Annotated in this window: 24 protein-coding genes; 10 read left to right on the forward strand and 14 right to left on the reverse strand. The window is 66.8% G+C overall.

What is annotated here, in order from left to right:
- Window positions 1-36: 36 nt before the first annotated feature.
- Both ACFPJ4_RS11940 and ACFPJ4_RS11945 read right to left on the reverse strand, forming a co-directional pair.
- On the reverse strand, window positions 37-951 hold the full coding sequence (locus tag ACFPJ4_RS11940; RefSeq protein ID WP_386740669.1) for an alpha/beta fold hydrolase: 915 nt from the start codon (window positions 949-951) through the stop codon (window positions 37-39).
- Between the two features lie 24 nt (window positions 952-975).
- The gene (locus ACFPJ4_RS11945; protein WP_386740670.1) at window positions 976-2,421 is read right to left on the reverse strand and encodes an MFS transporter; all 1,446 of its coding nucleotides are present in this window, start codon (window positions 2,419-2,421) and stop codon (window positions 976-978) included.
- 116 nt (window positions 2,422-2,537) lie between these two features.
- On the opposite strand from ACFPJ4_RS11945, the gene ACFPJ4_RS11950 reads away from it, so the two are divergent.
- Window positions 2,538-3,023, forward strand: a complete 486-nt coding sequence (locus ACFPJ4_RS11950) for a MarR family winged helix-turn-helix transcriptional regulator (RefSeq protein ID WP_386740671.1) — start codon at window positions 2,538-2,540, stop codon at window positions 3,021-3,023.
- 85 nt (window positions 3,024-3,108) lie between these two features.
- On the opposite strand, the gene ACFPJ4_RS11955 is transcribed toward ACFPJ4_RS11950, so the two are convergent.
- Together ACFPJ4_RS11955 and ACFPJ4_RS11960 are read right to left on the reverse strand one after the other, a co-directional pair.
- Entirely contained in the window at window positions 3,109-4,605 is a 1,497-nt protein-coding gene (locus ACFPJ4_RS11955; protein ID WP_386740672.1) for an MFS transporter, read from the reverse strand.
- Window positions 4,602-5,228: a TetR/AcrR family transcriptional regulator gene (locus tag ACFPJ4_RS11960; RefSeq protein ID WP_386740673.1), complete on the reverse strand. Its 627-nt coding sequence runs from the start codon at window positions 5,226-5,228 to the stop codon at window positions 4,602-4,604. The genes ACFPJ4_RS11955 and ACFPJ4_RS11960 overlap by 4 nt, the downstream gene beginning before the upstream one ends.
- A 48-nt stretch (window positions 5,229-5,276) precedes the next feature.
- Here ACFPJ4_RS11960 and ACFPJ4_RS11965 point away from each other — a divergent pair, with 48 nt between their 5' ends.
- On the forward strand, window positions 5,277-6,434 hold the full coding sequence (locus ACFPJ4_RS11965) for an epoxide hydrolase family protein (RefSeq protein ID WP_386740674.1): 1,158 nt from the start codon (window positions 5,277-5,279) through the stop codon (window positions 6,432-6,434).
- A 55-nt stretch (window positions 6,435-6,489) separates the two neighbouring features.
- On the opposite strand, the gene ACFPJ4_RS11970 is transcribed toward ACFPJ4_RS11965, so the two are convergent.
- A complete protein-coding gene (locus ACFPJ4_RS11970; protein ID WP_386740675.1) occupies window positions 6,490-7,449 on the reverse strand; it encodes a LysR family transcriptional regulator in 960 nt (319 codons plus the stop codon).
- A gap of 87 nt (window positions 7,450-7,536) precedes the next feature.
- On the opposite strand from ACFPJ4_RS11970, the gene ACFPJ4_RS11975 reads away from it, so the two are divergent.
- Window positions 7,537-8,280 carry an SDR family oxidoreductase gene (locus ACFPJ4_RS11975; protein ID WP_386740676.1) on the forward strand — a complete coding sequence of 248 codons (744 nt, stop codon included), beginning with the start codon at window positions 7,537-7,539 and terminating at the stop codon, window positions 8,278-8,280.
- A gap of 23 nt (window positions 8,281-8,303) precedes the next feature.
- Here ACFPJ4_RS11975 and ACFPJ4_RS11980 read toward each other — a convergent pair whose 3' ends face one another.
- Window positions 8,304-9,374: an SDR family oxidoreductase gene (locus tag ACFPJ4_RS11980; RefSeq protein ID WP_386740677.1), complete on the reverse strand. Its 1,071-nt coding sequence runs from the start codon at window positions 9,372-9,374 to the stop codon at window positions 8,304-8,306.
- Between the two features lie 116 nt (window positions 9,375-9,490).
- Here ACFPJ4_RS11980 and ACFPJ4_RS11985 point away from each other — a divergent pair, with 116 nt between their 5' ends.
- Entirely contained in the window at window positions 9,491-10,051 is a 561-nt protein-coding gene (locus tag ACFPJ4_RS11985; protein WP_386740678.1) for a TetR/AcrR family transcriptional regulator, read from the forward strand.
- A 62-nt stretch (window positions 10,052-10,113) separates the two neighbouring features.
- Here the strand turns inward: ACFPJ4_RS11985 and ACFPJ4_RS11990 are convergent, their stop codons facing one another.
- Entirely contained in the window at window positions 10,114-10,500 is a 387-nt protein-coding gene (locus ACFPJ4_RS11990) for a DUF7670 domain-containing protein (RefSeq protein WP_386740679.1), read from the reverse strand.
- A 233-nt stretch (window positions 10,501-10,733) separates the two neighbouring features.
- Between ACFPJ4_RS11990 and ACFPJ4_RS11995 the strand changes: the two genes are divergently transcribed.
- The 3 genes from ACFPJ4_RS11995 to ACFPJ4_RS12005 all read left to right on the forward strand — a co-directional run bounded on the left by ACFPJ4_RS11995 (window position 10,734) and on the right by ACFPJ4_RS12005 (window position 12,804).
- Entirely contained in the window at window positions 10,734-10,997 is a 264-nt protein-coding gene (locus ACFPJ4_RS11995; RefSeq protein ID WP_386740680.1) for a hypothetical protein, read from the forward strand.
- Window positions 10,998-11,041: 44 nt separating this feature from the next.
- Window positions 11,042-12,238 carry a DNA polymerase IV gene (gene dinB, locus ACFPJ4_RS12000; RefSeq protein WP_386740681.1) on the forward strand — a complete coding sequence of 399 codons (1,197 nt, stop codon included), beginning with the start codon at window positions 11,042-11,044 and terminating at the stop codon, window positions 12,236-12,238.
- A gap of 80 nt (window positions 12,239-12,318) precedes the next feature.
- Entirely contained in the window at window positions 12,319-12,804 is a 486-nt protein-coding gene (locus tag ACFPJ4_RS12005) for a GIY-YIG nuclease family protein (protein WP_386740682.1), read from the forward strand.
- Here ACFPJ4_RS12005 and ACFPJ4_RS12010 read toward each other — a convergent pair.
- The 4 genes from ACFPJ4_RS12010 to ACFPJ4_RS12025 all read right to left on the reverse strand — a co-directional run bounded on the left by ACFPJ4_RS12010 (window position 12,792) and on the right by ACFPJ4_RS12025 (window position 17,802).
- The gene (locus tag ACFPJ4_RS12010; protein ID WP_386740683.1) at window positions 12,792-13,616 is read right to left on the reverse strand and encodes a zinc-ribbon domain-containing protein; all 825 of its coding nucleotides are present in this window, start codon (window positions 13,614-13,616) and stop codon (window positions 12,792-12,794) included. The genes ACFPJ4_RS12005 and ACFPJ4_RS12010 overlap by 13 nt on opposite strands.
- 38 nt (window positions 13,617-13,654) lie before the next feature.
- Entirely contained in the window at window positions 13,655-14,935 is a 1,281-nt protein-coding gene (locus ACFPJ4_RS12015) for an alpha/beta hydrolase-fold protein (protein ID WP_386740684.1), read from the reverse strand.
- Window positions 14,936-14,937: 2 nt separating this feature from the next.
- A complete protein-coding gene (locus tag ACFPJ4_RS12020) occupies window positions 14,938-16,926 on the reverse strand; it encodes a bifunctional lysylphosphatidylglycerol flippase/synthetase MprF (RefSeq protein WP_386740685.1) in 1,989 nt (662 codons plus the stop codon).
- A 78-nt stretch (window positions 16,927-17,004) separates the two neighbouring features.
- Window positions 17,005-17,802 carry a response regulator gene (locus tag ACFPJ4_RS12025; RefSeq protein ID WP_386740686.1) on the reverse strand — a complete coding sequence of 266 codons (798 nt, stop codon included), beginning with the start codon at window positions 17,800-17,802 and terminating at the stop codon, window positions 17,005-17,007.
- 12 nt (window positions 17,803-17,814) lie between these two features.
- Between ACFPJ4_RS12025 and ACFPJ4_RS12030 the strand changes: the two genes are divergently transcribed.
- On the forward strand, window positions 17,815-18,471 hold the full coding sequence (locus ACFPJ4_RS12030) for a response regulator (protein ID WP_386740906.1): 657 nt from the start codon (window positions 17,815-17,817) through the stop codon (window positions 18,469-18,471).
- A gap of 2 nt (window positions 18,472-18,473) precedes the next feature.
- Complete coding sequence (locus tag ACFPJ4_RS12035) at window positions 18,474-19,604, forward strand: sensor histidine kinase (RefSeq protein WP_386740687.1); 1,131 nt, start codon at window positions 18,474-18,476, stop codon at window positions 19,602-19,604.
- Between the two features lie 7 nt (window positions 19,605-19,611).
- Here ACFPJ4_RS12035 and ACFPJ4_RS12040 read toward each other — a convergent pair whose 3' ends face one another.
- From ACFPJ4_RS12040 to ACFPJ4_RS12050, 3 genes are all read right to left on the reverse strand, one after another.
- On the reverse strand, window positions 19,612-19,869 hold the full coding sequence (locus ACFPJ4_RS12040) for a hypothetical protein (RefSeq protein WP_386740688.1): 258 nt from the start codon (window positions 19,867-19,869) through the stop codon (window positions 19,612-19,614).
- 165 nt (window positions 19,870-20,034) lie between these two features.
- The gene (locus tag ACFPJ4_RS12045) at window positions 20,035-20,877 is read right to left on the reverse strand and encodes an alpha/beta fold hydrolase (protein WP_386740689.1); all 843 of its coding nucleotides are present in this window, start codon (window positions 20,875-20,877) and stop codon (window positions 20,035-20,037) included.
- A 62-nt stretch (window positions 20,878-20,939) separates the two neighbouring features.
- Complete coding sequence (locus ACFPJ4_RS12050; protein WP_386740690.1) at window positions 20,940-21,773, reverse strand: alpha/beta fold hydrolase; 834 nt, start codon at window positions 21,771-21,773, stop codon at window positions 20,940-20,942.
- Window positions 21,774-21,951: 178 nt separating this feature from the next.
- On the opposite strand from ACFPJ4_RS12050, the gene ACFPJ4_RS12055 reads away from it, so the two are divergent.
- Entirely contained in the window at window positions 21,952-22,533 is a 582-nt protein-coding gene (locus tag ACFPJ4_RS12055; RefSeq protein ID WP_386740691.1) for a TetR/AcrR family transcriptional regulator, read from the forward strand.
- The last annotated feature ends 15 nt before the right edge of the window (window positions 22,534-22,548 follow it).

Consider the following 22,548-nt stretch of genomic DNA (forward strand, 5'->3'; position numbering starts at 1 on the left):
CCAGCTCGGGTGTTCGATCGTTTCGATGTCCCATTTCTACCGGGTGGTGGGGGTGTGGGCGGAGAAGAATCGGTGGAGCATTTCTGCCCCTGCGGTCGGGTTGTCGGCTCCAAAGGCGTGTCCTGCTGCCGGGATGACATCGGATTCGACGTTTTCGGCGGCGCGTTTGGCTCCGTCCAGGAGGATGTTCTGGGGGAGACCGCCGTCACCGTTGAGTACCAGTACCGGCATCGTGAGCCGGTCGGCGGCGAGTTCTCGGTTCGTCTTGCCGTCTTCGAGCAACGTCCCGTAGTGCTCGAATCCTCCTCTGAGCCCCTCGGGTTTTGTGTACTGACGGAGGTATTCGGCGATGTCGGAGGGGTCGAACCCGTGCACTGATCCCATTTTCCAGTTTCCGCCGAGGAAGGCCGCTTCGTGCCCCGTGGTGAGCATGGTCGCGATTCGGACTTGCCGGAAGAACCCGAAGTGCCAGTACCCACCGGTGGCTGGGTTCATGAGCTCTTCGAGGCCGAAGCCGGGGATGACCGATTCGGATAGCACCAGCGTCCGCACCCCCTCGGGGAAGGATGCGGCGTAGGCGAACGCGACCATGGTGCCGATGTCCATGCCGACGAGATCGATCGACGAGATCCCGAGTCCTTCCACGAGCTCGTGGATGTCGGTTGCGACGTTGACTTTGGAGTATCCCTCGGCCGGGATGGCGGAGTCGCCGGTTCCGCGCAAGTCCGGGGCGATCACCGTGTAGCCGGCGTCGGCGAGGATCGGCATCATCTTCTGCCAGACCATCCAGGTGTAGGGCCACCCATGGAGGAGGACGACGGCGGGGCCTTCTCCGCCGACGACGTAGTGGATTCGGGTTCCGTTGACGTTGGCGTATTCGTGCCGGAATGTGGGCATCCCGGCGACGGGTCCGGAGGGCGCGGGGAGTGGCGCGGTCGTGGTGTCTGACATGGGGACTTCTTTCTTGAAGCTGAGTTAGGCGTGGACTGCGGTGGGGATGGGTTCGCTCACGGTTCGGTCTCGTTTCACGAGCACGCTGACGATGAGCGCCGCGGCAAGGAGCATGATCATTCCCACCAGGAAGGCCTGTTGGTACCCGGAGAGAGCGGCAAGCGAGTGTGCTGTCGCGCCGGTCTTGTGGGCGAGGAGGTATGAGGCGACCGCGGCCGCGTAGACGGTGTTGAGCAACGCCAATCCGAGTGCGCCGCCGATTTGCTGTGCGGTGTTGAGAAGCGCGCTGACCACTCCGACGTCTTTCTCGGCAACCCCGTGCTGTGCGAGCGAGTATTGCGCCACCGAGGACAGGCCCATGCCGATACTGATCAATACCTCAGCCGGAAGCACGTTGAGGAGATAGGTGCTGTGCTCGTTAAGGAAGAGAAGATAGGCGAGCCCGATCGCGCCCAGAGTCGCGCCGAAGACAAGCAAGGGCTTCGGCCCGAAGCGGTGAACGAGTCCCGAGCCGCCGACCGCGGACACGGCGATTCCCGCGCTGAACGGCAGGAACGCCAACCCGGAAAGGAGGGGGGTGAAGCCGAGGTTCTGCTGGAAGTAGTACGACAGGAACAGGAACATCGAGAACAGTCCCGCGAAGATCAGTAGCGAGGACAGGAACACCCCGGCGCGATTTCTGTGAAGTACCAGGCGCAGCGGGACGAGCGGGTCCTGGGCGCGGGTCTCGACGAACACGAAGGCCGCAAGAATGATGATCCCGCCCAGGAGCAGGCTGACCGTGAGCGGATTGCCCCAACCGGCCCCGGGGTCGGCCGCGCGAGTGAAGCCGTAGACGATCGCTGTCAGACCACCGGTGACAAGAATGGCACCAGCGATGTCATACCTCGTCCCCTTGGTGATCTTGCTTTCCCGAACGGTCGGGATCGCCGCGAGAGCCGCGATGATCGCAATGGGGACGTTCACCAGCAGACACCACCGCCAACTCGCGTACTCGGTGAGCACCCCACCGAGGACGAGTCCAATGGCGGCGCCACCGCCCGAAACGGCGCCGTACACGCCAAACGCGCGATGGCGTTCCTTCATATCGGTGAACGTGACCGTCACCAGCGACAGGGCCGACGGTGCAAGCAACGCCGCAAACACTCCCTGCAGACCGCGAGCACCGATCAGCATTCCCGAATTGACGGCGAAGCCGCCCAGAGCTGACGCGGCGGCGAAGCCGAGTAGCCCGATCACGAACACCTTCTTGCGGCCGACCTGGTCCGCGATGCGTCCGCCGAGGAGAAGGAGTCCTCCGAAGGCGAGGACGTAGGCGGTCACCACCCACTGCCGGTCCGCGTCTGAGATGCCCAGATCGGCCTGCGCCGAGGGGAGCGCGATGTTCACGATTGAGCCGTCGAGCACGACCATCAACTGGGCCGCCGCGATCACCGTCAGAGCGATCCATCTTCTCGGATCGGGGTTCATGGGTGGTCCTTTCGATAGGGCGACCTGCGCCGCAAACGCAACCGTACCGTGGCGGATCATCCGGCGCAAGATGATCTATCGTCCGATCATCCTGAGTCTCTTGTACGATTGGGCGCATGCCAGCCAAGCGCGAACCCATCGTCATGAACGGCATCCGCCGACCGATCGTGGGGAGCAGCCAAACCGCGGACCTCACCTGGATGGTGCTCCGAGCCGGCGAGAATCTGGGATTCGCGTTCGATGAGCTCGCCCGCGAGGCCGGGTTGTCGGACCTACGTGCGTGGTTCATTCTTTCCCTCGCCTCCGACGGGACCGAACGGACACAGCTCGAAATCTGCGCGGAGCTGGGCATCGACAAGACCACGATGGTGTCGCTCCTGGATCGCCTCGAGAAGGATGGGCTGATAGTCCGTCGCTCGTCCCCGACTGATCGCCGCATTCGAATACCAGAAGCAACAGAGGCGGGACGCGCGATTCAACAGCAGGTAGACGCCGCGCGCGATGCCGCGATCCGGGACAGGCTCTCGGCGATCAGTCCGACAAAGCAGCGCATCTTCCGCGAAGTCATCTGGGAGCTGGCGGGCGGCGTCACAGCCGACTGAAGGTACCGGGTGAGCGGCACCCGACGCGGCTTGAGGCCGAGATGTTCGGAATGACCCGTCCGCTTCCGATCACCGGATGGCGATGTCAGGTCACCGATCCCGACGGGCGATCGCTGATGTTCGACATCCGCGACGACCCGTCCGGCTGGATGCTGCGGACGAGAGCGGCTGTCAGCATGCCGCCCACGGCGAGCATGATTCCGGCGACGAGGAATGCGAGTTGGTAGCCGTGGAGATTGGCGGCGGGCTGTACGCCGGTGCCGTGATGTGCGCTGAGGTAGGCGACCGTGGCGGTCGCGGCGATCGTGTTCAGCAACGCGGTTCCCAGTGCCCCGCCGACCTGTTGGCTGGTGTTGATGAACGCGCTGGCGACACCGGAGTCGTTGTCGCGCACGCCGATGAGGGCGGTGCTGCTGACGGTGACGAAGACGATTCCCATGCCGACGCTGACCACGATTTCGCCGGGGAGCACGTGCACGAGGTAGTTGTCGTCGAGCCCGATCTGGGTGAACCAGAACAGTCCGAGTGCGGCGAGGAACATGCCGATGGTCATGATGATGCGGGGTCCTGCTTTGGGGAGGACTCGGCTGGTGATGGTGGCGCCGATGACGATGCCGACCGAGAACGGCAGGAATGCGAACCCGGCTTCGAGCGCCGAGAACTTCAAGGTGCCCTGCAGATAGAAGGTCAGGAACAGGAACATCCCGTAAAGCCCGGCGGCGGAAAGGACGGCGGCGAGGAACGCGCCGCCCCGGCTCCGGTTGAGGACGATCCGTAGCGGCAGCAGCGGGTATGCGACGTGTGACTCGATCACGATGAAGGCGACGAGGAGAACGACGGCGATAGCGAGAAAGGTGATCGTTGAGGCGGCCGCCCAGCCGACGGTGCCCGCCTGGCTGAGCCCCCAGACGAGTGAGATGAGTCCGATGGTGACGGTAAGAGCGCCAGGGATGTCGTAGTGGGCGGTTCCGGTGGCGCGGCTTTCCCTCATGAGACGAATCGCAAATGCGGCCGTGATCAGCGCGATCGGAACGTTGACCAACAGGCACCACCGCCACGAGGTGAACTCAGTCAAGACGCCACCGAGGATGAGTCCGAGGGCGGCACCGCCGCCCGAGATCCCTCCGTACACGGAGAAAGCGGTGGCCCGGTCCCTGCCACTCGTGAACGTGACGGCGAGAAGTGACAGGGCGGCAGGCGCCATGACGGCGGCGAATGCTCCCTGCAAGCCGCGGGCCCCGAAGAGGACGAGTGCGTTGGGGGCGAGACCGCCGAGAGCGGAGGCGATCGCAAACCCGATGAGGCCGATCACGAAGACACGCTTGCGTCCCGCGTAGTCGGCGATCCGGCCACCGAGCAACAACAGTCCGCCGAACGCGAGGGCGTATGCCGTGACCACCCAGTGCCGGTCGGCGGTGGAGATGCCCAGATCGTGTTGAGCTTGGGGGAGGGCGATGGTGACGATCGACGAGTCCAGCACCAGCATGAGCTGGCAGACCGCGATGACGGCGAGGATCGCCCAGCGCCTCGGGTGCACTTTCCTCTCGGCCGCGTCAGAAGAGACGGCTGGTCCGGTGGTCACGACCCGCTGCTCAGCAACGGGAGAAGGATCGCGTCGACGAGCGAGCGCTGACGTTCGCGGCTCGGTTGTGCGCCGTCGAACAGCGTCGACGTGAAGAGATGCTCGAAAGCGAGGTCGAGCACGGTCTCTGCTCGTTCAGCGTGAACGGCCTCACCACGGGAGATCGCCCGGGCGCAGATCTCCCGCCCGACCTGGTGGCTCCGTTCACGGACCTGCGAGCTGACGTGCTCCCGCAGTGCGGCGTCGTCGCGGATGGCTTCGATCAGCCCGATCAGAGAGGGACCGTGCGCACCGGTCAGTGTCTCTGCGATCTCGGCGACGGTCGCCAGCAGGTCCCCGCGCATGGTTCCGGTATCGGGCACAGCCGGTGCATCGCCCTGCGCATGGCGGCGTAGTGCCTCCGCGACCAGTTCCGACTTGGTGGGCCAGCGGCGGTACATGGTCATCTTCGACGCATGCGCGCGGGCGGCGATGCTGTCCATCGTCACGCGCTCGTAGCCGACCTCGCCGATGAGTTCGAGGGCGGCGTCGAGGATCGCCACGGTGCGCGCTTCACCGCGCAGTTCAGAGGAGCCGGGCTCGGCGGTACGGGTGTCTTCGCTGGGGGCAATCGACTTGACCATATGTGTACGATACCGTACAGTACTAAACAAAGCAATGGAGGCGCTCGCATGTCCGAGACCATCGAACCCATCACGATCGCGGTTCCGCAGGAGCAGCTCGACGAGCTGCACACCCGGCTGGCGTTGGTGCGCTGGCCTGACGGTCGCACCGTGTCGGACACCTCGCAGGGACCGACTCCCGAGAAGCTCGCCGCCCTGGTCGACTATTGGCGCGGCTCGTACGACTGGCGCAAGGTCGAAGCGGAGCTCAATGTCTGGGGGATGCACCGCACCACGATCGACGGCCTCGACATCGACTTCCTCCACATCCGCTCCCATGAGGCGAACGCGACCCCGCTGATCATGACCCACGGATGGCCCGGTTCCGTCCTCGAGTTCCGCAAGGTCATCGGCCCACTGACCGACCCGACCGCCCATGGGTTGGACTCCGCGCAGGCCTTTCACCTCGTCATCCCCGTGCTGCCCGGGTTCGGGTTCTCCCAGAAGCCCACCGAAACCGGGTGGACACCGCCCCGAATCGCCAGGGCATGGATCACCCTCATGGACCGACTCGGATACGAGCGCTGGGGCGCGCAAGGCGGCGACCTCGGTTGCGCCATCACGGATGAGATCGCCAAGCTGAAGCCTGCCGGCCTGATCGGCACCCACCTGAACTTCGCGATGTTCCCGCCCACCCCGGACGAAATCCAGAACGCGACACCCGAGGAGAAGGCGGCGCTCGGAGACGCGAAACACTTCTGGGACAACCTTTCCGGCTACGCCAAAGAACAGTCCACCCGGCCACAGACGATCGGGTACTCCCTCGCCGACTCGCCCGTCGGGCAGGCCGCATGGATCTACGCCATGTTCCAGGACACCTGCGGCACACCCGGTGACGCCGAAGGGTCCTTCACGCTCGACGAGATGCTCGACGACATCATGATGTACTGGCTGCCGAACTCCGGCGCGTCGGCTGCCCGGATGTACTGGGAGATGGACCAGTCTGGATGGTCATCGCCGGCCACGATCGACGACCCGATCAGCATCCCGGTCGGCTTCACCATGCCGCCCAAGGAGGCGGTCCGAAAGTCGCGTCGGCAGCTGGACCGCCGCTACTCGAACATCGTCTACTTCAACGAACCAGCCGCCGGTGGCCACTTCTTCGCCCTCGAACAACCCGACACCCTCGTTGCAGACATCCGGGCGACGTTCACGCTACTGGTCTAGGACACATCGACAGACCTTCGCGAGAGACTCTCATCTCGATCGACGACAGTGAGCTTCAGAGGCCCCGGGTTGCGTCGATTGCCTCGTTGAGAGAAGTCTCCAGGCCAAAAGCCGTCGGGCCCAGGCCGAGAAAGTCCGACGCAAGAGCATCCTCCTCGGAGGAACGGATGGCCGTGACAATCCGAGAAGGCTCGATGCCACGGATCCGCATGGTGCACAAATCCGGGCGCTCCACCAGTCGACTGTCGCCCGCGGACACGACGGCGATCGCCTCGCCCATCGCCACCAGTTCCAGCTTGTCCCGAAACGTCGCCACGCGCGCAGCTGCGAGGGGAGCCGGAGACCCGCTGGCCGGGTCGAGGCGCCAAAAGGACGTCCACTCATGATCCGTCGCGCCGCAAGAGACCCGTAGGTCCAATTCGAAGTCCTCGGCGCTGACGGATTCCCTGCCGGCGAGCGGGTGACCGGACGAAACCAGGAGCAAGCGCGGCTCCTCCAGGAGAGTGCGAGTCCGAATACCGTCAAGAGAAAGCGGCATCCTGGCCAGCAGGGCGTCGACCTCACCTGAACGTAGCGCTGCCGCGGCCCCGACGTCAGGCAGTTCACGAGTCCGAATGCGCGCCTCAGGATGAAGCGAATGGAGGGTGCGTACGGCATCGGTGACGCCCAGGCCGCCCAGGTATCCGATCGTGAAACCGTCCGATCCGTCGACTGCCCGTGCGGCGGCCGCGCCGCGCCGTGCCGTGGCGAGAAGGCTTCGCGCGTGGGGGAGAAATGCGTCCCCCGCATCGGTCAGCGTGCTTCCGCTTGGGCCCCGCACGAACAGCTGGACCCCAAGTTGACGTTCCAGCCGTTGGATCTGTCGACTGAGGGAGGGTTGAGCGAGGCGCAGCGCCTGTGCCGCCCGACCGAAGTTGGCATGCTCCGCGACTGCGACGAAGTACCTGACGATTCGCAGGTCCAGGTCCGAGGCGAGACCCCCGTCAGGGTCTGCCCCGCCAACTGCGATCGTCACCTCCCCAACCTAGGTCATGCATTTCGGGTATGCCGGAGTGCCATCCAGGCCTTGGACGTATCGCGGAGACAGGCATCAACTGGCTACATGGGTCGTTTTGAAAACAAGAGTGTTGTCATCACCGGAGGAAGCACTGGAATCGGTTTTGCCACCGCCCAGTCGTTGATCAGCGAGGGCGCCCGGATCCTGATCACGGGACGTACTCAATCCAGCCTTGACGAAGCTGCTTCCCGGTTAGGTGGTGATGCCATCGCCGTACTCAGCGATGCCGGATCGCTGAGGGATATCGAGACGCTCGCGGAGCGCGCAAAGAGCGCGTTCGGAACTGTCGACGGCCTCTTCGTCAACGCAGGAGTGAACGGGTTCGCTCCGTTTGGCGAGACCACCGAGGAACTCTTCGACGAACTGATGAACATCAACGCGAAGGGTCCGTACTTCACTGTCCAACGGCTGGCTCCTCTGCTCTCCGAGGGCAGCGGTGTGGTGATCACCACGTCCATTGCCAACGTGCTCGGTCTTCCGACACTGAGCGCCTACGCCGCGGCCAAGGCAGCGACGCGGTCGATGGTGCGCAGCCTCGCCCGCGAGTTGCTGCCAGGCGGCGTTCGCGTCAACGCGGTGAGCCCGGGGGCCATCGACTCAGGCATCCTTCAGAAGTCGATGCCCGACCACATCGCGAAGCAGGCCCAGGCTCAGATGGCCGCTGACAACCCCATGGGACGGCTCGGGACGGCGGACGAAGTCGCGCGGGCCGTGACCTATCTTCTCTTCGACGCGAGCTACACCACAGGTGCCGAACTAACGGTCGATGGCGGCGGCTCGCAACTCTGAAGGCGCGGATGTGTCGCCCTCCCTTATCGCGCTCGCCGCTGACGAGCAGGGTCGAGGTGAGCGATGAGCCCGTAGCGAAGGAGGCTCTCGCCCGTGGCGATCAGGGTCTCCTCGGTGGTGCGGGGACGCCATCCAAGCATCTCTCGCGACTTGGTGTTGTCGAGGTGTTTCATGACTCCGAGGTCATGTGTCATCGGGCGGACGAACGGGCTGACCAAGGCGAGAGCGCGCAGAACCGTATCGGGCATGGCGTGCAACGGGACCCGGCGCCCCGCGTCGCCGAGGTGGTCGCGGAAGACACGAGCTATGTCGGTGAGCCAGACAGCATCCCCGCCCGTCGCGAGGAACCGTTCGCCGCCGGCGGCGGGAGTGGTCATCGCAAGGAGATGAAGGTCTGCAGCGTCTCGCACGTCGACGATCCCATACGAGAGCCGCGGCAGCGCAGGCATTGCTCGGTTCAGGATCTGCGCCATGAGTTGCATCGACGTCGAGGGCGGAGTCGCGAGCATGGGCCCGATCATGGCGACCGGGTTGATCACGGAAAGTTCGAGCGAGCCGCCTTCTCGCGCAACGAAGTCCCAAGCTTCGCGTTCGGCGATGGCTTTCGAACGCTGGTAGGCCTCGACGCCCGGGCGGGTGGGATCCGTCCAGTCTCGCTCGGTGAAGGTGCGCTCCATCGGGGGATGGCCGTAGCCGATCGCGGCGAACGACGAGGTCAGCACGACCCGTCGCACTCCCGCTTCGCGGGCCGCACGAAGGACGCGCAACGAGCCGTCGCGGGCCGGGATGAGGAGCTCGTCCGGATTGCGGGGCGCAACAGCGGGATAGGGGGATGCCACATGAAGGACATAACGGGCGCCGTTCACCGCAGCCTGCCAGCCGGCATCCGCCACGAGGTCGGCTTCCACGACTTCGACGGCCGCTGCCGCGTTGGCGTCGACGCCGCCGGCGCGGAGCATCGAGCGGAAGCGGTCGACGGCCGAGATGTTGCGGATGGTGGTTCGCACCGGGTAGCCAGCCCGGATCAGACGTACGACGGTATGCGCGCCGAGAAAGCCGGTTCCACCCGTTACGAGCACGAGGTCGTCGCTCATGTCATGTCCCTTCAACGCCGATCCGACCCTCGGATCCGCACCCGAGAGGCGACCGTAGCACAGAAATGACCGCGCGGTCATAATTTTATGACCAAACGGTCATGTAACATGGTCACATGACGGACGAGGAGTGGAAGAGCCCCATAACGCCGAAAGGGCGTGAGACGACCCGGGCTCTCCTTGATGCCGGAGAGCTGATCGCCGCTCGGGACGGTCTTTCAGATCTCTCCGTGGCAGCGGTCACGGCCGAGGCAGGCGTGGCCAAAGGCACCTTCTACATCCATTTCGCCGATCGTGCTCGGTTCGTCGAGGCTCTTCGGGAGCGATTCCTCTCCGAGGTCGAGGAAGCGGTGCTCGCCGCAGTGGCGCCCCACCCGCCAGGACGGGACTTCCTGCTCGCCGCCATCGACAGCTACCTCGACGTCTGCCTCGCACACCGATCCGTCAAGACCCTTACTCTCGAGGCGGGGGGAGTCGGTGAGTCTGGCCGCCCGTTGGCCGCGCGCTTCGAGCAGCTCGTGGAGCCAAGCTTGAAGGTGCTGGGATTGACACCTGTCCAGATCAACGCTCGACTCTTGATCGCCCTCGCGTCGGAGACGGCGGCGATCGAGTGGGATGCCGCCACTCGCGACAGCGGGGCGCGCGACGCGCTCAGGCGCTGGATTCTCAGGGTGTAACGAAGATTCGCGCGACACGGCTGCGGCTGTGTGCGACTGCGAGGTCGAGGTCGTCGAAGGGGTCAGGCGGGCTTCGCACGACGACGCACCGACCAGCCGATGAGGTACAGGATCGCAATCAGCGCAGGCGGTGCGACGACGAGGGGGAGGTAGGCCCACTCGGTTCCGACAGCAATCGCCTGAAGCACCGCATAGATCGCAAAACCGATGGCGGCGATGAGCGGACGCCTCCATCCCACAATGATCGCGGCGACGATCAACAGAAGCGGAAGGAAATGGGTCGGGATCGCCCACTGATCGAACCATGTCCCCGGCACCGTGCCGCCGAGGGTCGGCTCTTGGCGTGCGCGGGCCTCGTCCCACCATCCCACCGCGGTGATCGCAGCGAAGGCGATCGCCAGGACACGGGCCACCCACTCGACGGCGGGAACGCGGGTGCGGGGCGACATACGGTTGATCCAAGATCGATTCGGATACGGGTTAGAGACACACTCGTCCGTGTGGGCCGGGAGTCGGCAGGGGCTTTGGTCCTGTCCGGCCCTCAGCCTTTCGGTCCAGTCATTGCGTGGCTCAGTGCGGACGGACATCGTTGATCTCGGGGACAAGGTCTCTTGGCGTGTCGTGGAAGCCGGGGTTACTCTCGACCTTCGAACATTCGTTCGAGTGTCGAAGGGAGTTCATCATGAGTCTGCTGCACCCGGCCCGAACCGGGAGCGTCGTCACCGTCTGGCTGGTCAACGACGTGCCGGCCCGTCTCGTCTACGAGGGCCAGCGTTACCGAGTGACGGACATGCCCACCCGGCTCGAGGACGAGCATCCCGAGATGACCCACCGGCTGAACCTGACCGGGTGGCGCTTCCAGGGCACCGACGACGCCGGTCTGTCCCACATGTTCGACATCCGCCGGGCCGGCGGCGAGTGGCAACTGATCCGCATCTACGACTAGGGCGAGACGGCCGGGTTCGTCAGCGATCGACGGGAGGGGGCAGGATGAGAGGCGAGGCAACCGTGCTCCACGCCGATCTCGACGCCTTCTACGCGTCGGTTGAGCAGCGCGACGCGCCCGAGTTGCGCGGCCGGCCGGTGATCGTCGGCGGCGGAGTGGTGCTCGCCGCGAGCTATGAGGCGAAGGCCCGCGGAGTGCGCACCGCGATGGGTGGCCGCCAGGCGCGTGAGCTGTGCCCGGATGCCGTGATCGTCCCGCCGCGGATGGAGGCCTACTCCGCGGCCAGCAAGGACGTGTTCGCGATCTTCCGCGATACGACCCCTCTGGTGGAGGGGCTCTCCATCGATGAGGCGTTCCTCGAAGTCGGCGGCCTGCGTCACATCGTCGGCACGCCCGAACAGGTCGCCGTGCGATTGCGGGAGCGCGTGCGAGCGGAGGTCGGGCTGGCCATCTCGGTCGGTGTCGCGCGCACCAAGTTTCTCGCCAAGGTCGCCAGCGCGGTGAGCAAGCCCGACGGGCTCCTGGTCGTCGAACCCGACCGCGAGCAGGACTTCCTGTTACCGCTGCCGGTCGAACGACTGTGGGGCGTCGGCGCGGTGACGGCCGCGAAACTCCACCGGTTCGGCATCCGCACCGTCGGGGAGCTCGCCGAGCTCGAAGCCGCGACCGCCGAACGAATGCTGGGCCGAGCGGCTGGGGCGCACCTGCACGCGCTGGCTCGGCTGCGGGATCCGCGACCGGTCGAGACGACACGACGTCGTGGCTCCATCGGATCTCAACGCGCACTCGGCCGCAGCCCGCGATCGCCCGACGAGCTCGACCTCATCCTCACCCAGATCGTCGATCGGCTGGCCCGACGTTTGCGCGACGGGGATCGGGTGTGTCGCACGGTGGTGCTGCGCCTCCGATTCGGCGACTTCGCCCGGGCCACCCGGTCGCACACGGTCGGCCCCGCGACCGACCGCACGACGGTGCTGCTCGCCGTCGCCCGAGCGCTGCTCGCCGCCTCCCAGGCGGAGATCGCGGACCGGGGGATCACGCTCATCGGGATCACGTTGTCGCAGCTGGGTCGGGCCGACGACATCCAACCGGAACTGCCGATCGAGTGGAACGAGGGAGCGCGACTCGACATGGTGCTCGACGCCGTGCGCGACAAGTTCGGGACGGCATCGGTCGCCCGTGCCGCACAGCTCGGCCGCGACCCGGGGTGGTCGACTCCGCTGCTTCCCGAGCACGAGTGAACAGGACGGTCTGCATGAGTTGCTGCATACCCGGATGCGAGGCAACCGAGGCGGTCGACGCACCTCTGCCTCTCTGCGAGATGCATCTCGCCGTTGCCGCCGAGTGGAGCTCGCGCACCCAGAGCGTCACCGACCTGCTCCCGTCGCCCTGCCTGGCCTGCGGTTCGCCCATCGGGGTGCACTACCCGTCCGGGTGGGCCTGCGCCGTCTGCGAGTGGCGATACGGAGAGGCGCCGGACTCCGACTTGGCGCCTCCGCGCGTCGACGTCGTCTATTACCTGCGGCACGGCGATCGCGTGAAGATCGGGACCACCGCGAATCCCCGGCAGCGGTTCACGGCGATCTGGCACGAGGAGGTCCTCGCCTTCGAGCGAGGAGACCGTCGCCTCGAGCGGCGGCGGCACGAGCAGTTCGCCGCCGACAGGTTCGGCGGGTCGGAATGGTTCCGCCTGACCCCGGCCATCGCCGAGCACGCTGATGTCGTCGCGGGCGGGCGGGACCCCTGGGACGTCTACGCACGGTGGATGAGCGAGGCCGCCGCGCTCTCGGATCGTCAGCGCCGATAGGCCTCGACGATCAGCTCGCCGCGGATCGTTCGGAACACGTCGAGCAGTCCGGTCACCGTCTTCCGCCCCGCACCCGACACCTGCAGGTCCCACGGCCCGAGCTTCTCAAGCCGTCCGGTGCGGATTCGCACGACCTCCCACTTCGCCCACCGCAGCGCGCGGTCCTTACGCAGGTCGGCATCCCGGCGCCTGCCCACGTGCTCGAGACCGTGCCGCCCGGTGCTGTCGTACTCGACGGCGATGCGCAGTTCGGGGATGACGATGTCGGGCCACACCTCGAGATGCTCGAAGAACGGGCGTGCCACGCGCACCGCGTTGAGGCCGGACGCGAACTCGAGACGTTCGGCGAGGTCGTGCCGCAGCCGCGCTTCGACAGCGGATGCCGTGGCCGGCGCGCACTCGCTCGTAAACGCCTCGCCGACCGGAAGCCGCGGCGTCTTCGGGCACACCGCCTTGGCCCGGGATGCAGCGCGCGGTCGCGCCTCACCCGCGGGCCGGACGCGGGGCGGCTTGGCCAGCATTGCGCACTCCGGGCACCACGACGAGAGCCGGCGTTCACGCCCCGGCCGCTGACGCTGTTCTGCGGGGGTCGCCGCGAACAGGTGGCCGACCTCGCACTGCCAGAGCAGAAGCACCTCGGCGGCCGGCGGGATCTGAGTGAGAGTGATGCCGGCGTTGAACTCCGGGTGGTACTGCCGGATCAGGGCGGGGTAGGGCGCCCACGCGTCCCGATACGTCCCGACCGGGAACGGCACGTCGGCGTCATGCGTGAACTGCCGTCGCGCCCACCACGCCTCGACACCCTCGGACATGGGGTGAGGATACGAGCGGCGTCCGACGCCCGGCGCGCTCAGGCCGCAGGCGTCGTCACCAGGCGGTCGGCGAGCTTCGGGAGTCCGCGAGCAAGAACGTAGCGAACGGTGTTCCAGTCATGCGCCGTTCCGGGCGATGAGATGAATTCTGTCTGCATGCCGGCCGCCTTCGCGGCGGCATCCGTCGTGTGCTGGAAGGTCGAGAACTTCGCGTCGTCTTGACCCGCGCCGAAGATCGCGTACGAACCGGTGTATGGGCCGTGGGCGGCGAGCAGAGAGAGCGGCTGCGCGTGCCGATACGCCTCGGCGGAGCCGTGGAAGGCGACGTCGACCGTCTTCGCTCCGATCGTGGGAGCCAGCTCGCCGGAGATGCTCAGGATCGACGAGAACAGGTCCGGGTGGCCGGCGCCGAACTGCATGGCGCAGGTTCCTCCTTCTGAATAGCCGGCGATCGCCCAGGAGTCCGGGTCGGTCGCGACCGGCAGATGCGACCGGATCCATCTCGTGACGTCGATGGTGATGTAACTGGCGACGTCACCCAGCGGTGAATCGACGCACATGGGATTCCGGTCGGGTGCACCCAGTTGATCCGGCGCCACGACCATGGGAGCAATGCCGTGGTGCGCTGTCGCGTAGGCGTCGAGCGTCTTCTCGACGCGACCGGCGGTGAACATGTCGGAGGGAGCGCCGGGTTGTCCGGCGAACATCAGGATGACGGGAAGGCGAGGAGGATTCGCGGTCAGGGCGGCGGGCGGCAGGTACACGACGGCATCCCGGGCCGCGAACCGCGAGGTGGGGCCTGGGATCGCCACCCGGCGCACGATCCCGGTACGTGGCATGTCGACGGGCGGCGTCCAGGTACGTGCCGCAGATGCTGGGGCGATCGACTCGGTCAGCGTCGGGTAGTTGCCGAGGCCGAGTGCGTCGTGCAGGTTGCGGTAGGCGCCGAAGTCCACGTTGATGCCGGCGAGCGCGCCGAGAGCCATGATCGGGATGCCCATCGCGGCAATGATTCTGCGCCACCAGCTCGAAGTCCACAGGCGCGTGACGGCGAGGGCGATGCCCGCGAAGCCGAGGGCGACCCACATGCGCGTGATGGGGGTGAGGGTCAGGCCGAAGGCATCGGCTACGTCGCCGATCAGCCACGTCAGCAAGAGTCCGATCCCTGCACCGACGAGCACCGGGACGGGCCAGGCGAGCCAGGGACGGGGCCGCGATCGTCCTCGAGGGATCAGCAGGATCGCGATAATGACCATCGCCACGTCCACGGCGACGAGGAAGGCCGTGTGGTCGACGCGCAGGTGGAGCAGCCAGTTCACCCTCAGGTCGTCCGTTCGGGCCGCGATGGCAGGTGGGCGCGCAGAACCGCCGCCGCGATCATCGGAAGCGCCAGCGCGTCGGGGTAGGCAACGTAGAGAGGTTGCGTGCTCGTGTGCAGCTTGCGCTTGAAGCGCGCGAGCGAGCGGAAACCGTACGCGCCCTCGAGCCCCTGCGCGATGACTCCGAGAAGCCAGGCGGTGAGGCGTGCGCGTCGCCCCGGGGCGGCATCGACGATCAGAGGGGTCGCCGAGAGGCTGAGCTTCTGAAGGCCCCCGGCGCGGAACCCGAGGGCGGCGGCGGCGATGAGGAACTCCATGGCGCCCGGCATCGCGTCTGCCTGGCGCCACATCACGTCCAGAGTGCGGCCGATGAGCCGATGTTCCTCCCAGATGGGAAGCCAGCTGGTGACCGCGTGCACGCGCCCGGCCTCGTCTCGAGCGACCACGAGCTGCACCTCGGGATCGCGCAACTCGTCGAGGGCGCCCACGGTGAACTCGAGTTTGGGGAGCCGTCGTCGTCCGGCCGACTCGCGGCTCAACCGCCTGATCTGATCGCGGAGTCCGTCGTCGGCATCGGGGAAGGTCGTCCAGACCGCCGACAATCCGATGCGTTCGGCGCGGTTGGATGCGGTGCGAAGGTCGTTCCGACGCTTTCCGCTGAGCGTGAAGGACTCGAGGTCGATCATCGACTCGTCGGCGACGGCAACAGCGTGCCACCCCCGATGCCGGAGCCCGGAGACGTGCTGTGCGTGCAGGCCGTAGAAGACCGGGATGAGGTCGCGATTGTCGCAGTAGCGTTCGAACTCGCGCATCACCGTCGCCGAATCCGCCCCCGATGCGATCGGGTCGGAGAGGGCGAGGGCGACACGTCCGATCCGGCGATACGCGATCGCGCCCGTCGTGGCGTCGGAGCGCCAGTAGCGGTTGCCCTTCCACGTCGCCATGTGGCCCAGAGTTCCGGCGTCGGTCGCGGCAACGAGGCGGCCGATCACCTCCCGCTCGACGGGGGACGAGCTCCCTGTGGTCGCGACGATTCGCCGCGAGCGCGCCTCGACGATGACGAGCGCGACGAGCATCCCCAGCGGGATGGCCCAGGAGCCGAGCATCTCGATCTGCCACGTCGCCTCAGCCGCCGATATCCCCGTCCACTCGATCCAGTTCTGGGTGAGGGGCACCACGACGTTGGAGGCGAAGGCCGTGACACCCAGCCCCAGAAGCGCGACGCCCCCGAGAATGACGGGGACGCGTCCTCCGCGAGCCCGCAGCATGGCGGCGGTGACGACGAGCATCCCCGGAATGACCAGCAGCGTGATGAAGCCGCCCCGGGAGTCGGCGAGCGGTTCGAGGGGCCCGTGCGCCGAGTGCGACGCGGCAAGGATGACCGGACCGGCGGCGAGTGCCACAAGAGCAGCGGCGAGTGCCGAATGCAGGCCCGAAGCGGATCGCACCTGTACACGGGGCCCGACGGCGAGGCCGATGGCGAGGCCGATTGCGCCGCTGCAGAACCGCGCGATGTCGACCGCCGAGCCGTTGAACAAGGCGAGCGCCGCGAGCCCGGCGATGATGCCGACGCGCATCCGGCGCCGCCATCTCGGCGACAGGTAGGCACTCGTCGCGAGAAGACAGCCTCCCCCGATCACCAGCGGGTCGAGGGTGAGCTCGGCCGACGTCCGCAGAGCGGTCTCGAAACCGGTCCCGGTCTGAAGGGCATCGAGGGCGGCAGCGGCGGGAATCGCGATCATGGGTGCGGCCAGGAGGGCGATCACGGCGCGGAACCCGCCCATGACGTGCTCGGCAAGAGCAAGGCAGCCGACGATGATCACCGCGTTCCCCAGTCCGGCGAACCCGGCGATGCGCAGACCGGGCATGCCGACCGCGAGCGCAAGCGCAACTCCGGCGGCGACCGCCGCGACAGGATGCGCGGAGATGCCGCGCCATGCACGAGCCGACGGTCGTCGCAGACGTGAATCGGCGGAGCTTGGGGACAGCATCCCTGCATCCTCCGCCTCACACGAGATGGCGGCCCCCGCCGATCGGCCACTTCATGTCGGCCGAGGGGCGGGACCTCGTCACCCGGTCGAAGGGCCGCTCAGCACGCCGGATCGCTCGGCGATGAGGACGGCCTGCACGCGCGTCGACACCCCGAGCTTGGTCAGCACCGAGCTCATGTGGTCTTTCACCGTGCCGACGCTGAGGTGGATGCGCTCGCCGATCTCGGCGTTGCCCAGTCCGCTGGCCGCGTGCTGCAGAACGAGGAGTTCGCGCGGGGTGAGGCGGGCGATGAGAGCGTCTTCGCCCGCCGACGGACGGGCGGACCCGAGCCCGGAGACCACCCGACGACCGACGCTGGCCCCGAGGACCACGCCTCCGCCCGCCACCGCGCGGATGAACTGCTGCAGGTCGTCGGGTTCGGTGTCTTTGAGGAGGAACCCGCGTGCTCCCTCCTCCAGGGCCTCGGCGATGTACTCGTCCGCGTCGAAAGTGGTCAGCATCACCACATGGGAAGGCAGTCCTCGCCGACGGATTTCTCGCAGGATGCTGAGGCCGTCGCGTTCGGGCATGCGGATGTCGAGGAGGACGACGTCGGGGCGGGCCGTCGAGATGACCGGGATCGCCGACGTTGCATCGGCAGTCGCCAGGACGTCGATATCGGGGGCCGCCGCAACGATCATGCTCAAGGCCGACCGGAGGAGGGCCTCATCATCGACGATGACGACCGAGATCATGTCCTGCTCCTGAATCGTGCTGGTGGGCTCTCTCACCTTAGGTCGTGCGATCCTCCTGCAAGTCGGGCATCGGGCAGCCGGAAGTCGGCCGGGCCGGGGAGGCCGAGGGTGTGTACTGGTCTCGTGACGGGATTCGATCATCGGACCAGTGCCGTGCCGCGGCGTGATGCCGAACCGGTCAGGGTCGTCATCGTCGATGATGAGGCTCTCGTCCGCTCGGGCTTCGAGCTGATCCTCAACGTCGACGACGGAATCGACGTCGTCGGCACGTCGGACGACACTGGTGCAGTCGATATCGTCGAACGGACTCGTCCTGACATCGTCCTCCTCGACATCCGAATGGTTCACCGCGATGGCATGACGATCCTCAGGGATCTCATGGCGCGCAGCCCGCACCTCGGGGTCGTCATGCTGACGACATTCGACGCAGACGAGCACATCGCCGAGGCCCTGGAGGCGGGAGCGCGCGGCTTCCTCTTGAAGGACACCGATCCCGAGCTGCTGCCCGAGCTCGTCAAGACGGCCGCGCGGGGAGGGCTCGTCTTGTCCGGAGCAGTCGGAGACAAGGTCGTGGATCGCCTTCGCCGAGGCTCGCCGACACATCCGGAGATCGACACGCTCACGGGGCGCGAACGCGAGGTGCTCGCCCTTGTCGGCACCGGCTTGTCCAACGCCGAGATCTCGAGCGCGCTGGGCCTGACGGCTGCCACGGTCAAGGACCACGTCAGCGCCATCCTTCGCAAGCTCAACGTGGACAATCGCGTCCAGGCGGCGCTCGTCGCTGCACGCGTCGGGCTCGGTAGGGCCTGATCGTGACGATCCTGCACCCCCCGCGCCTCGCAGTGCTCATTGTCATCGAGGTCGCGCTCGTCGCGGCCGGGGCGGCAGAACTCCTCGTCTCCACGCCCGTCGGGATCACGGTGGATTTCGGGTGCGGAGCGTTGGCCGTGCTGTCGATCGCGCTCCGACGCCGGTGGGCGTGGCTCGCTTTCGCCCTCACCCTCCCCGCCGTCGCAACGGCGGAGATCCTCATCCCGACGCTCATCCTCCTCTTCACGGTGTCCGTCGGGACCAGGCGGCGGCGTTGGGTTCTCGCCGTGGCGGGTGCCGCGGTGGTCGTGCTCTGGATCTCGCCGTGGGACTACTCGGCTCGGATCTCGTGGCTGTACGACGGGTTGTACGGAGTGATGTTCGGTGTCACGCCGATCGTGCTCGGTCAGCTTGTGCTCGCCCGCAAGACCCTGCATGCACAGTTGGAGGAGCTTCGACAGGCGCGAGCGGAGACGCGCCGGATGATCGCCGCCGAAGTGCTCAGGGCGGAGCGGACGCGCATCGCACGTGAGATGCACGACGTGGTTTCGCATCAGGTGACCTTGATCACGGTCCAGGCGGGTGCCCTTCAGGTCGGCGCCGCCGACCCTTCCGTCAAGCGGGTGGGGGCGACGATACGACAGCTTTGCGTCCAGACCCTCGATGAGCTGCGGCAGATGATCCTCGTGCTCCGGGCCGACACTCAGGAGCGCGGCGACTTGCGGCCGCAACCGTCGCTGGCGCGGCTCGACGATCTCGTCTCCGGCAGCGGCGTCGATGTCGAGATGCGGGTCGCACCCGGCCTTGCCTTCTCGGCGGCAGTGGAACGCACCTTGTTCCGGACTGTGCAGGAGGGTCTGACGAACGTGAGCAAACACGCTCCGGGTTCCTCGGTCACGCTGGATCTGACCATTGAGGGCTCTGATGTCGTGCTGGTGATGGAGAACACCGCCGGTGACCGCCCCGCGCACGCCGCGTCGACACCGGGCCACGGGCACATCGGCCTGCGGGAGCGTGCCGAGCTGCTGGGCGGGAACCTCGCCGCCGGACCCGCAGGGGGCGGCTATCGGCTCGCTCTACGAGTACCACTGCCCCCAGCCGGCGCACCAGGGCATCAGGGGAGCCCTCATTGAGGTCTGGTCACGGGCGGTGCCGGAGCAGAAAGCGCAACCCGTCCTCCCAGCCATCGACCGTCTCGGCGGTCGGCCAGCTGCTGCTGCGAGCGATGTAGCGCGGGGAAGGTGCGGGACGGTAGGGGTGGCTTTCGGCGAGAGTACCGATCGATCCGCTCTCGTCGGACACGTTCCAAATCCCGTGACCGTTTGAGTTGGCACGAACCCGCATCATGATGCCGTCCACCTCGATGTGCTCATCGACATCGAGGGGCTCGCTGGGCACCTTGCGACGCTACCGAGGGGGCGGGTCCTGACCAGGGACTTTGGTCCCGCCGGTTGGATGGTTCCATGTGGAGCGTCGGACAGTGGTCTACCTCCGCCTCGAGGATGGGGGCCTGGAGGCGGGGAGGGGGCCGAGCGAGCTCGTCGCCCGGCCCCCTCGTGGTTTCTACTTGGTCCGTGCCGCCTTCTCGATGACCTGCGTGATCTGCGCGGGCCGCTCCAGCATGGAGAGGTGGTCGGCATCGACGGTCGTGATCTGGCCGTGTGCGCGGTGGGCCATGGCCAGCTGGCCGGCCTGCGGGATGACCTTGTCGTCGGTTCCGATCACGAACCAGCTGGGGATGGTCTGCCAGGCGGGGGCACCACTCAGCGTCTCCTGCAGGGCACCTCCGGCGATCGGGGACTGGGAGGCGCTGAGTACCGCCGCATCCTTCGCGTCCAAATGGGCGGCGAAGATCGAGCGGAACTGGTCACGCTTCACGTAGAGGTCCGGGTCGCCGGTGGGCATGTTCGGGTCCTGGACGGCGTCGAACACGGTGGCCGGGTCGGTGTCGAACGCCGATCCGGATCCCTTGCTGAGGCCGACGATGGACTCGCCGGTGGCCGGCGCGAAGGCATCGACGTAGACCAGGTCGGTGACTCGGGGCAGCGTGGAGGCTGCGGCCGTGATCACGCTTCCGCCGTAGGAGTGGCCGACGAGGACGACGGGCCCGGTGGTGGCCTGGTTCACGAATGCGGCGACGGATGCGGCGTCCGTGGAAAGCCCGCGGAGCGGATTCGGGGCGTCAAGCACGGTGTAACCGTCGCGCTGGAGGCGTTTGGCCACCGGGGCGAAGCTGGAGGCATCGGCCCAGGCGCCATGGACGAGGACGACGGTCGGCTTTGCTGGTTGGGAGTTGATCGCGCGGGCCGGGGTCGCTGCGGAAGCCGCCGCCGGGATGGCGAGGCCGAGCGCGACAACGGCGGCCGCGGCGATGCCGGCGGTCTTGAGCGTGCGGGTGGTGGACATGGTGTTTCCTTTCGCGGCGACGATGCGCCTGTTCATTGGGGAGGGGGATAGGAGGTAGGGCTTCAGCGGGCGAGGAAGGTGAGGAGGGCGCTGTTGAACTGGTCGGCGTGCGACACGTTGATGCCATGCGGGCCGCCTTCGATGACGACGAGCTCACTGCCCGGGATCGACTCGGCCGAGCGGCGGCCGCTGATCCAGAACGGGACGACCTGGTCGGCGTCACCGTGGATGACGAGCGTCGGCACCGTGAACTTCTCCAGGTCGGCGCGGAAATCGGTGCGACCGAAGGCGGACACACCCGCGAAGGTGGCGCGCGGTGACGCGATGTTGGCGAGGTCCCGACCATAGAGCCGCTGGGCCTCGCTGACCGCCAGTCCATCCGCGGTCGAGTAGAACAAGGTGAGGAAGTGGTCGACGAAGTCGGCGCGGTCCGCGGCGATCCCGCCTTCGAAGTGGCCGATCGTCGCGTCGTCGAGATCGCCTTCGGGGTTGCCCTCGGTGACGTGCAGGAACGGGGTGACCGCACTGGCGAGAACGGCCTTGGAGACCCGGTCCGTGCCGTAGGTGCCGATGTAGCGGGCGACCGCCCCGCCTCCGGCCGAGAAGCCGACGAGCGTGACACCGCTGAGGCCCAGGTGTGTCAGCAGCGCGTCGAGGTCCGAGGCGACGGTGTCGAAGTCGTGGCCGTCCCACGTCGGGGTCGACTGGCCGAAGCCGCGACGGTCGTAGGTGATGGCCTGGTAGCCGGCTGCGACGAGAGCCGCGACCTGCTTCTCCCATGACCGGCCGTTCAGCGGCCAGCCGTGGATGAGGACGACCGGTGCTCCCGATCCCTGGACTTCGTAGTAGAGCTCGACGGGAGAACCGTTCTCGGTGCCGACAGTGAGCGTGGACATTGGTTGATCTCGAATCTGTCCCTGGGTTTTCGGATCTGCAGCGAGGAGGGACGTCATCGCTATCCGTCTTGGAAGAAAGATCGTTCTTTCTCTTTGGAAGCTTGGATCATCGATCTGCTGTCTGTCAAATCCGAAATCAAAGATCGTCCAAGAAAGAACGTTCTGGTAGCCTGTGATCGTGAGTGCGCTAGAGGATCCGAAGCTTCGCCCGTCGGAGCCCCGTGAACGTCTCTTGCGGGTTGCGTCCGAGTTGTTCTACCGAGACGGCATCAACAGCGTCGGCGTGGACCGCATCCTTGGCGAAGCCGGTGTGACGCGGGCGACGCTCTACCGGCACTTCGCTGGCAAGGAGGGGCTCGTCGAGTCGTACCTGGACCGCGAGGATCAGACGATCCGCGGGTACTTCAGCGCGGCGGAGGAGCACGCCACCAGCCCCCAGCACTATCTCGAAATGGTGGTCGGCGGGATCGCGGAGGATGCGCTCCGCTATCACACGCGGGGCTGCCCTTTCATCAACGCCTCGGCCGAGTATCCCGATCCGAACTCTGGTGTGCGGCAGCGGGTCACGGCTCATCGGAACTGGTTTCGCCAAGCATTGGAGGCCGCACTTGCCAACGCTGGGCGCCCGGATCCCGCTGAGCGCGCCCGCACCCTGGTGCTGCTCCGCGACGCTGCTCTGATCGGTGGCTATCTAGATGGTCCGGCCTCTGTCACCAGCACCTTCACCAAAGCGGCGCGGGAGGTTGCTGGCCTGGACTAGACGTGGTCCTCCGTT

Source organism: Lysinimonas soli (assembly GCF_042655435.1).
In the GTDB taxonomy this organism is placed as follows: Bacteria; Actinomycetota; Actinomycetes; order Actinomycetales; family Microbacteriaceae; genus Lysinimonas; species Lysinimonas soli.

Bases quoted from the DNA above. Each gene is read 5' to 3' on its own strand.
- ACFPJ4_RS11945 (WP_386740670.1), bottom strand. From the start codon at position 2,421: ATGAACCCCGATCCGAGAAGATGGATCGCTCTGACGGTGATCGCGGCG.
- ACFPJ4_RS11990 (WP_386740679.1), bottom strand. From the start codon at position 10,500: ATGTCGCCCCGCACCCGCGTTCCCGCCGTCGAGTGGGTGGCCCGTGTC.
- ACFPJ4_RS12025 (WP_386740686.1), bottom strand. From the start codon at position 17,802: ATGATCGAATCCCGTCACGAGACCAGTACACACCCTCGGCCTCCCCGG.
- ACFPJ4_RS11950 (WP_386740671.1), top strand. From the start codon at position 2,538: ATGCCAGCCAAGCGCGAACCCATCGTCATGAACGGCATCCGCCGACCG.
- ACFPJ4_RS11960 (WP_386740673.1), bottom strand. From the start codon at position 5,228: ATGGTCAAGTCGATTGCCCCCAGCGAAGACACCCGTACCGCCGAGCCC.
- dinB (WP_386740681.1), top strand. From the start codon at position 11,042: ATGAGAGGCGAGGCAACCGTGCTCCACGCCGATCTCGACGCCTTCTAC.
- ACFPJ4_RS12005 (WP_386740682.1), top strand. From the start codon at position 12,319: ATGCATCTCGCCGTTGCCGCCGAGTGGAGCTCGCGCACCCAGAGCGTC.
- ACFPJ4_RS11940 (WP_386740669.1), bottom strand. From the start codon at position 951: ATGTCAGACACCACGACCGCGCCACTCCCCGCGCCCTCCGGACCCGTC.
- ACFPJ4_RS11980 (WP_386740677.1), bottom strand. From the start codon at position 9,374: ATGAGCGACGACCTCGTGCTCGTAACGGGTGGAACCGGCTTTCTCGGC.
- ACFPJ4_RS12050 (WP_386740690.1), bottom strand. From the start codon at position 21,773: ATGTCCACGCTCACTGTCGGCACCGAGAACGGTTCTCCCGTCGAGCTC.
- ACFPJ4_RS11975 (WP_386740676.1), top strand. From the start codon at position 7,537: ATGGGTCGTTTTGAAAACAAGAGTGTTGTCATCACCGGAGGAAGCACT.
- ACFPJ4_RS11985 (WP_386740678.1), top strand. From the start codon at position 9,491: ATGACGGACGAGGAGTGGAAGAGCCCCATAACGCCGAAAGGGCGTGAG.
- ACFPJ4_RS12020 (WP_386740685.1), bottom strand. From the start codon at position 16,926: ATGCTGTCCCCAAGCTCCGCCGATTCACGTCTGCGACGACCGTCGGCT.
- ACFPJ4_RS11965 (WP_386740674.1), top strand. From the start codon at position 5,277: ATGTCCGAGACCATCGAACCCATCACGATCGCGGTTCCGCAGGAGCAG.
- ACFPJ4_RS12010 (WP_386740683.1), bottom strand. From the start codon at position 13,616: ATGTCCGAGGGTGTCGAGGCGTGGTGGGCGCGACGGCAGTTCACGCAT.
- ACFPJ4_RS11995 (WP_386740680.1), top strand. From the start codon at position 10,734: ATGAGTCTGCTGCACCCGGCCCGAACCGGGAGCGTCGTCACCGTCTGG.
- ACFPJ4_RS12045 (WP_386740689.1), bottom strand. From the start codon at position 20,877: ATGTCCACCACCCGCACGCTCAAGACCGCCGGCATCGCCGCGGCCGCC.